At 45.1% G+C, this 9416-nt stretch carries 7 protein-coding genes; 3 read left to right on the top strand and 4 right to left on the bottom strand.

Features of this window, described 5'->3' with window-relative positions; translation table 11 throughout:
- The first annotated feature begins 258 nt into the window (after window positions 1-258).
- The 3 genes from H6F50_RS18430 to H6F50_RS18420 all read left to right on the top strand — a co-directional run bounded on the left by H6F50_RS18430 (window position 259) and on the right by H6F50_RS18420 (window position 4608).
- The gene (locus tag H6F50_RS18430) at window positions 259-2199 is read left to right on the top strand and encodes a tetratricopeptide repeat protein (RefSeq protein ID WP_190429817.1); all 1941 of its coding nucleotides are present in this window, start codon (window positions 259-261) and stop codon (window positions 2197-2199) included.
- Between the two features lie 850 nt (window positions 2200-3049).
- Window positions 3050-4156 (top strand): EAL domain-containing protein, encoded by a 1107-nt coding sequence (locus H6F50_RS18425; RefSeq protein WP_190429816.1) that lies wholly within the window; start codon window positions 3050-3052, stop codon window positions 4154-4156.
- Between the two features lie 59 nt (window positions 4157-4215).
- On the top strand, window positions 4216-4608 hold the full coding sequence (locus H6F50_RS18420; RefSeq protein ID WP_190429815.1) for a hypothetical protein: 393 nt from the start codon (window positions 4216-4218) through the stop codon (window positions 4606-4608).
- A gap of 50 nt (window positions 4609-4658) precedes the next feature.
- Here the strand turns inward: H6F50_RS18420 and H6F50_RS18415 are convergent, their stop codons facing one another.
- The 4 genes from H6F50_RS18415 to H6F50_RS18400 all read right to left on the bottom strand — a co-directional run.
- Complete coding sequence (locus H6F50_RS18415) at window positions 4659-5168, bottom strand: RNA-binding protein (protein ID WP_190429814.1); 510 nt, start codon at window positions 5166-5168, stop codon at window positions 4659-4661.
- A complete protein-coding gene (locus H6F50_RS18410) occupies window positions 5147-5884 on the bottom strand; it encodes a transposase (RefSeq protein ID WP_242029103.1) in 738 nt (245 codons plus the stop codon). Before H6F50_RS18410 ends, H6F50_RS18415 begins: the two co-directional genes overlap by 22 nt.
- A 566-nt stretch (window positions 5885-6450) precedes the next feature.
- Window positions 6451-8604 (bottom strand): caspase family protein, encoded by a 2154-nt coding sequence (locus tag H6F50_RS18405; protein WP_190429812.1) that lies wholly within the window; start codon window positions 8602-8604, stop codon window positions 6451-6453.
- A gap of 53 nt (window positions 8605-8657) precedes the next feature.
- Window positions 8658-9416: CHAT domain-containing protein (locus H6F50_RS18400; RefSeq protein ID WP_190429811.1), on the bottom strand; the 759-nt coding region annotated here is incomplete at its 5' end.

The raw sequence follows: 9416 nt of genomic DNA, 5'->3' as shown, positions 1-9416 counted from the left end.
GCGATATTGACAACTTAGCTCTGTAGGCTAGGATCGCTTAGCAATACTACTCGGTTCACTTCTCTCCATTGCCTCTCTACCTCTGCCTAAACCACTTCTAAAAGACGAGTGTTTTTAGCGATGAGGAGAGTCCAAACCCCCTTCTCTCCGCGGGAAGGGGGGTGTGAGGGGTTTGCTCCGCTCCGAAAAGTATGCGATCGCGTAAACCTAAACCAACTCAGCTGCAACAGTCAGTCTACTATCTGGAGTTCCCTTCCTATGACTCAGGGTGAAAATTTTTCTCAGGAAGATTATCAACACGACTCAAATCTGACTCCAGAAGCACACCATCAAAAAAATCAGGGTGAGCAAACAAGCACTACACGCAAAGCCTTATTGCTGTTTGAAGAAGGATTAAAATTAGCCGAAATAGGAAAGTATAAAGAGGCTGTTGCTCATTATCAAGAGGCTTTAGGTCTTCAACCGGATTCTGATAAAATTTTATACAACTATGGACTTTCCTTATTTTATTTAAGCCGCTACAACGAAGCTGTTAGTTGCTACGACAAAGCGATAAAGTTAAATCCAGATTATTCCGAAGCTTGGAGCGATCGCGCCCATGCACTGATCATGTTAAATCGTGGGAAAGAAGCACTAGCGAGTTGCGAACAGGCTTTGCAAATTCAACCAGAATCTTATCAAGCCTGGTACAAGCGAGGCTGGGTGCTGAGTAAGTTAAATCGCCGCAAAGAAGCGATCGCTAGCTGCGATAAAGCTTTAGAGATTAATCCAAACGGCTATGAAGCCTGGTGTACCCGTGGGGCTGTGCTACCTTTACCAAAACGCCGCAAAGAAGCTCTTTGCAATTTTGAAAAATCTTTGGAAATCAATCCAGCCTATCAGCGAGCTTGGTACAATCGGGGTTCATTACTGGTAAATTTAGGGCGGAATGAAGAAGCACTGGCTAGCTTTGAAAAAGCTACTACAATTCAACCAGATTGTCAAGAATTTTGGTTTCCTCAAGCCTGGTATGGTCGAGGCTTTATCCTGGCAAAATTACATCGCTATCAAGAAGCGATCGCTAGCTTTGAGAAAGCCTTACAACTTAAGCCAGAATATGCGTCGGCTGCATTCTATAAACTCATCTGCTTGCTCATAACAGGTAAAATTTTTCCGCATTTATTAAATTCTGAAAAAAGGACTCACCTATTTAACGATCTAAAAATTATTGTCAATGCGTTTAAGTATCAGTTTTTATTTATTGCAACATTTATTTTTGTCATCAGTTCTGCTCAATCGCCTTGGGCAACAAATTTTAAGCAAATATTTTCTACGTTATTTTCGGTTGCAATTATTTGGTTTATCTTAGGGGATATTTGGAAAAACAAGTCCCAATTAAGTTGGGTATTAGCAATTTATTTTAAAAGTGGGATTTTAAGTTATGTCCGGGCAGCTTTTATTCTTTTTGTTACCTTAACGACATTTGCAGTAGTAAACCCATACGTCCCCCAATTTATGCAATGGGGATGGGCTAGTGCGGTTTTCGGGAATTCTGGAAATATTATATTTCAACCGTTTGATACGATTAAAAGCATTCAACCTCCACCACCAGATAATATTAATTCTCAACTTCCCAGCCCCAGTGAAAGCTTACCGTCCGATGAAAAATTTGTAATTCAACCCAAGCAATCACCCGATGAAAAAGTTGTAACCGATGAAAAAGTTGTAACTCAACCCAAGCAATCACCCAATGCAAATGTTGCAACTCAACCTCGCGCGATACCCAATGAAAAGGCTGCAAATAAGACTTATAAAGCAGTACCGACAAATAGTACGACTCAGAAACCCCCTTTTGATTACACAAAAGTTTTGATGGTTGTATTTTGGATATGTTTAATTTTAATGGTTCCGTTTTGGGCTGGATTGGAGGAAAAGATTTTTCGTCAAGGTGCTAACACCTGGAAGCAGATAATCGGGAATTCTACAGCTTTTGGTTTAGTCCATATCACCGTAGGAATTCCTATTTATGCAGGTTTTCTGCTGATTATTCCAGGTTTTTTATTTGCTTGTCGCTATAAATTTGTACATGACCAGTCTTTCAAAAAAAATAATAATGAAGAAATCGCTCAGGAAGCAGGAGTTCAGGCAAGTACAGCCGATCATGCAATCTACAATGCAATCCTGATCACTTTTTTGGTTTTTGTAATGTTAACTACATAATCAGAGTAAGGATGCGATCGCATCCTCTCTTCTCCTGTCACTCACCTAATGCCGCGCCAGCACTATTCCCTTCATGGAAGCGATGCACTAAGCTAGCACTTCCAGCAGTAGGGACGAAAGTCGCATTCGTCTGTCCACAACAGACTTCTTGACTTACAACGCATAGCCGACGACTGTAAGCGTATCAAAGCAACCTTTGGCTGTACTTCAAACAAAGTCCGCGCAGGCAGACGATATAGCAGTTCTCATTAAGAGTGCAATCCACTCGGAACCTTACCCCATGCCTGTTTCCGCTTTTCGGTGAAAGGCAGCAGGATCAAACTTTACTGCATCCAAACGAGAATCCCTATATATAAAGATTCACTGAAGCAGGCTTAGTTTGTATAGCTCTAAGCTTGAGTCTGTTAGCATGAGCGAAGCATCTGGGAAAGAGCGACACGTTAGCGATTCCCTGTCGTGATAGCTTCGCTTCACGCGCAGCATGAAGCGAACTTATGGCGGTTCTCTCTCCTAGTGTGCCGATTTACAAGAAACCTCCCTGTACTAAATGAAACTTTTGAGTGCCTATATCAAGGTATTGCCCGATTACGGCATGATTTTGTAGGAACATCTCCTGTGGGTTCGCAGAGGATGGCAAAGTTTTGCCTAAAACGGCTCATGGCAATTTGAGCGCAGCCTATAAGCACATAATGTTTACTACGAGCTTCCCATTTTTTGAAAACTAACCTATAGTACCGTTGGGAATACCTCTTACGCCCTCAGGCAGAAGACAGTTTCAATGGATACAGGGTATTTCCTGGTTTGATATATCTTTATTCCTTAGAAAAAAATATTGGTAGTCTCTGCTGTAATGTCACAGATTCATCCGCTTAATCTGGTTATCCAACCTGATGACAAGGAAACTAGCTGCTGTCTTTCCAGCATTGGGTTTCAGGAGCTTCCTGCCATGCCTCAGCTTCTCTATCAAACTGTAAATAATCGTGAACTGGTTAGTATTTTCGTCAAGATCAGCCAAGTCCTTTCAGAAACCAGTCAAGCTTCCTCACGCTTTTTTCTAACGCGAACCGAGCAAAAGGATTCTTCTATTGAGACATCGTCACGCGATTATCAAAATTTACTAGGAGATTTTTTAAAAGCGCAACCGATTAGTACGATTACCCAGGCGGTTAAATATGCTTGGTTTTTTCAGATTTTAGCGAAGCAGCAAATATTTTTTCACTATCAGCCTATTTTCAATTTATCAACCGGCGAAATAATTGCTTATGAATGTTTGGCACGCGCCAAAGACGAACGCGAAGGACACTTCAGCGGTTATCAATTAATTGAAGCAGCCCTTTCGACAAAATTGGCTTACGAGTTTGATGAGCTGGCTCGGACAATTTGTTTACAATCAATTGCTAACACCAAGAGTCATCAAACATTTTTTATTAATATCTTACCCAATGTAATCAGCAAAGATCCTGCATCCTTAGAGCAGAACATCAAGTTAATTCTCGACCTGGGATTACAGCCCGAACAAATTGTATTTGAATTAACCGAAGTGGAAGCGTTGGTCAGCTGTCCAAAACTCTTGAAAACCATTAATCGCCTAAGAGAACGGGGGTTTGGAGTTGCTGTAGATGATTTGTGCGCCTGTGTTTCGCCTGACAACTACTTCATGGAGTTTTGCCCCGATTTGATCAAGATAGATCGGCGATTGGTACATGGTTGCAGCCAGCATTCTCTCAAGCAGGTGATGCTCAAAAGTTTAGTGAATTCTGCTCATAACTTGGGAATTCGAGTTGTCGCTGAGGGACTTGAAGACAGGGAAGATGTTGAATTTTGCCGCGATTTAGGGGCAGATTACGGGCAGGGATTTGGCTTAGCAATGCCCCAGGTAACTTTGCAGCAGCAACGGCTCGATTTTGTGAAGTCGTCGCTCAGGATTTTGTCTTACACAGATCCCTGCACCTGTTAAAACTAGATGCTGTAACCAGATGCTGTAAGATGCTTTCCTGGTACAACTGACTCTTATCTATGCAGCTTGAATTTATTCCAGTCGAAGAATTTTATTTCGCACTAACCTTAGCCGTCAAAACTTTGGAGGAAGTGGAGCAACCGGGTTTAATAGAACAAGTGCGATCGCGCCTCAACCTCAAATACGGTCAGCCTTCGACCGTTGCCGCAGCCACCCAGAATACGTTTAATTATGTATTTCGGGTTTTAGAGCTAGACAACAGCCCTGCAAGTCAGCTGATTGTCTCAGTAGCAGACTGGCAAGGCAAATTGCGTCTAAGCAGTGATTATGGCTGGACTCTCGATGAAGATCGCAAGCCCGTTCGCACCGAACGATTTAACCAACGACCAGAATTTACCAAGCAGCTACGCAGCTACCTGCAAGACTGGTTGCAACTCCCTCTGAGTAATTAGCTTTTAGTTGCTTAGTCATTAGTCATTAGCCTTTGACTAATGACTAACGACTAATTGCTTTGAGCAGCCAACAGTTCCTTCAGCTTCGCCAATTCGCCAGCCCAGCGGGGGTCGGGTTGAAAGGTATCTGATTCATTATTAGATGTTGTCCCTTCAGAGCGTCGCGACTTCTTGTTGCTGCCACCACGACGACCACCGCCGCCTGTGGGAGCGGGAGCGGGAGCGCCACCGCCGCCGCTAGCAGCTTTGTTGGGGTCCTTAATAGGAGCTGGAGCTGCTGGGCGAGGTTCTTCTTCCCCTTCACCCTTAGCTCGTGGCAATGCCTTTTCTATTTTCAGGGGGCTTTCTTGGAACATCTGACCGTTGAACTTTTCAATAATTTCATCAGCCAATTCATCCGTCTTCACGGTTACAAACGCAAAACCCCGACATTTGCCGGTTTTCCGGTCTTTAATCACCTTGGTGGAAACAGAATCGCTCATGTCCCCAAAAAGAGCTTGTAACTCCTGACGGTCTACTTCTTCTTTGGGCAGATTGCCTACATACAAACGGATAGACATGGAAAAATACCTCCAGACTCAATATCTTTAGACAAAAATTGCGATCGCGCACAAAGCGTATACTCGATTGGGCTGCTCGCACTAAACCCGATCTTCGGTGACAGCTTCTCCCAATCAACCTTACGGCTTATTTGGAGATTTCTCGTTTCAGCGAGAGCCTTTTGGTCTACCCCAACTCCACAGCCTGATGGGATGACCGCCGCCTTTTTCTTCATTTTCCTGAAAACGTTTTCATCTCGATTAAGAGCTAATCCGTCATCAGAATAGAAAAACCATCTATCAGCCTGCGTCTTGAAAAATTCCGCCTCACAGCTAGAATCTTCTTGAATCGTGCCAGATGGACGTACTAGCCCATAGAAACGCCTTCCTGCAATCAACCCCTTAAACGCCGAATAGCGCTTCTTCCCGGCACCGATGAGCGCCAAGATAGACACGAATTTTTCCCATCCAGCACCCGTAACAAACTTTGCCAATTTGCTCCCGGCGAGTTTTTTGTTGATCAAGTCTCGATCGGCAACCACCATTAATTGCTTCAATAGCCAGTTGGCAACTTGTTGGTAAAAATTTTGACGCTGGTTTGCAACATTTAACGGTGACAATTCAATCTGCTGGACAGCTTTAACTCGATGCTTACTGCCCTGTTTCTGGCGAGACAACTGACGCTGTAACCGCTCAATCCGCTTCTGGGCTTTCCTATTGTATCGAGGGATTGCCACCTGCTCAACGCAGTTTTGTAATAGTTGAAAAAAAAGTCTTTTATCGGCTGGAAATAAAGAGTTTATTTTTTTAAAATTGCGCTTTTGGCTGCAAGAATCTAGCTTATCTCTAATTGATGCGATTGAACAACTGCTTTGGCAATAGCAGTTAGTATTACAACCTTTTTGTTTCCACCAGTTAAAGCGTTCAGCCAACCGATAATTGTACTGCCATCTGAGCGCTTCTATCCATTCCTCCATTGTAACTAACTGCTGCTGACTTGGGCGCAATCGATACTCATGGGCGATTCTCATTAGAGAATTGTATCCTAAATTACTGTAATCTTTGCACTCGACCTTTATGGATATCGAGTGGTTTACAGCAGTATCGAGGCGAGACGTTTGCGATCGCTCCTAATTATTGCAAGATATTAACATTATTTTTAAAGGTATCACGGTCTCTGCTATGGGGCTAGTTTAAACAGCAGATTTCCGTCTTTAGCAGTATCTTCAGGCGTGAAGCACTCAACCTCCACCCCCAAGTGGATCGGTTCTCAAGATACTGCTTTGTGTTTTCGCCGGAACGGTTAAATAACTTCAAAGGTAATCGACATCGCCACCATCTGAGTTGTATCTACGTTACTCACGCCTTGGGGAGAGTTTCCAGTGCCGCGCGTGCCTTCCGCGAGGTCATCCAGCAAATCGCCGACCACTTGAGTTGGCTCCGAAAGAGCTACGGGGCCTCTTGTATCCCGTGGTGCTAGGTTTCGCAACGCTTGCAGGGCTTTTCGCAGGGGCGTGCTACTGGCAACAATCAGGACTTCTGCGACTCCTTTGGGTTCTTGGGTGACAAGGTTAAATTGATCGTCAGTCCCAGGAATTTGTAGTGTTTGCCCAGCCTTCACCTGCGTAACATCATCGGTCGCCGTCCACTGATTCGGGAAGATTGCCGATATTTCTCCCGTTGGGTCAATGACTAGGACGCTGAAATAGAGGTCGCGCGGCTCGTTATTTGTAATCTGGAACTGCACCGACGTTCCGATCGGTAACTTTCGGGCATCTGAGGGAAGATTTCCTGAAGGATTATTGGAAGAAGTTTTTTGACCGAGACTGCGATCGCTACCGCGAACGGTGAAAGCACTAGCCAAAATTTCATTTTGACCGGCTCGATTCATCGAAGCATTGACGTTTAGGCGCGATGAATTGGTATTCAGAGTGAGTTTGACAATCCTGGCTGCTAGTAAAGATTTCAGTTTGGCTTGCAGGCGACTGACAGCATCGGCTACGGTTTCACCAGCACTGCCAAAGGAGTCAGGAATCGGCTCCATCGCTGGCGAAAATAAACCTAAACTGCCCTCACTCTTCATCCTTCCAAAGATGTATTGCACCTCTTGCTGTTGTAAAGGTACAGGTTCAAGGCGCTTGATCGCTTGCAAAGCTTGTTTTGCCTGCGCGGTGTCGTTGCCTAAAGAGGGATCAAGACCAATTTTTAACGTTACATCACTGGGAATCCCACGAGTGCGTTCCTGCAACAGCGATCCGGGTTTGGCAGTTTTTAACAATTTTCCGCGTCCGATTAAGCCTTCACGAGATTCTAACTGCACGACTCCTTGTTCGCGCCCTTGGGAGTCTACTACGGTAAGGAGGGCATCTTGCTCAAAAGCCGCTAAACTTTGGGGGTTAAGTCCGCCCAGCCATAATTGAGCTTGGTTGCCTTCTACTTTAGTGATCACAGCTTCCGCTGGAGGCGTTTGTTGACCAATAAAGTACATCGGTTGCTTGAGATTATTGCTGCCTGGTTTCGCCTCAAATTCTGGGTTTTGACGAGATGACATCCGAGTAGTGTTACGACCAATATTGGGGAGGGCGCTGGCAAAAGATTCGCTGCCAGTTTGTTGCCACAGATATTGAGTCATTAAATAAGTAAAAGCACCGGCATAAAAGTCGCTGAAGGGGGCATCTGCGGCATACTGTTCCCGCTTGGCGGAGGCGATGACGACACCTTTGGCGACACCCTCGCGACGGCGACGCACAAATTCAACGGGTGAGAGATTCAGGCGAGAGAGCCATTGTTCCTGATATTCTATTTCGGCGGGAACTGGTTGAAGTTGGGAACCCCCATCACGCGATCGCACGACTAAATTCCCCCGTTTGCCGCCACCTGAGTGACAGCTATCCAGCACTGCGGTAACGTTCTCTGTCTTCAGGGCATCCATCAATAAAAATAAGGTGTGCCCCATGATGTCCTCGACAACGCCTCTTTCATTGGGAAATCCGGTAGGCAGCGCACTATCGATGGGCACAAAGGTACTATTAAGACACTTCCCTGTCGGGTCTTTGAAGTCGCAGTCGGGATCGGTTACTTGGGAACCATGCCCTGAGAAGTGAAAGACCACGACATCCCCGGCTTTAGCTTGTTTAATCAGGTGTTCTTCAAAGGCATTTAGAATGCCCTTGCGGGTCGCTTGCCCATCAGTCAAGAGCAGAATGTCTTTCGGATTAAAGCCAAATCGGTGAATCAGCAGTTGTTGCTGCAACTCGACATCAGTGACGCATCCTCGCAACGGTGCTGTTGGATAGGCATTAATCCCCACCAGCAAGGCAAGTTTGCGAGGTGTTCCTTGAGCGATCGCACGACCAAAGCGATCTCCTTGCTGCATAATCTCCATCTGGCTCAAACCCAGCGTTGCCAAAGTCGATCCAGCAAACTGCAAAAACTGACGACGCTTAATGTAAGGCATAATTACTTCTAACTAGATTGGTGTTACTGTCTTAACTCAAAACTCAAAATTTTTTAAAGTCCATTTCCTATCAAAATGAACGGTGCCCAATAGTAAGGATGGTCAAATTTTGACCCAGCACCGAGAGTATTTTCGCTTCTAGAATTTGGCATCGCTTCAACATTAATACTGCCGCGACTATCAACATTATTAAGCGCTGGGGTTGAGAAATCACCGTGCAGCAAGCCCAGTTGAGATTGGCGAAGGGCTGTAGCTTTTGTGATTGGTGCCTGCTGTGTACTTTGAGCTAAATAGCCGTAGAATTTTTGCATCAGCTGACTGGTGCTGCGATCGTCCACCAGCCACAAGGAAGCGATTACTGCCTTGGTTCCAGCATTGAGGAAATAGTAGCTGATACCAGCAATCTCTACACCGTCTTGGTCTGGCCCACCCAGTGCCGTTTCGCAAGCTGATAGCACAACCAAATGAACATTGCCCAAATCTTGTAAAGTTTGAATCTGAGAAATTGTTAATTTCTCACCCGTACCTAATAGCAGAAATGAATCGTCTGGGCGTCCTGGCACAAATTGACCGTGGGTAGCAATATGCAAAATCTGATGACCTGTCAGATTATCTCGCAAGGTAGGAAAATCAAAAGCATTGTTGAGAAATTCATTTCCCGGATAAATTCCAGTTGTGTCGTTCGGTTTCTTTTGCACGATCGCATCTAATTCTGCGGGGACATTGGGCAGGGAATTAAAGCCAGGAACTGCATGAGATAGCCCTAGCGCTAGAACGGAGGTATTTTGAATGCCAGGAGGAAGGCGATCGCG

Source organism: Coleofasciculus sp. FACHB-712 (assembly GCF_014695635.1).
Taxonomy (GTDB): domain Bacteria; phylum Cyanobacteriota; class Cyanobacteriia; order Cyanobacteriales; family FACHB-T130; genus FACHB-T130.
The sequence above is the reverse complement of the archived record's forward strand: the minus strand, read 5'-3'. Positions and strand labels throughout refer to the sequence as shown.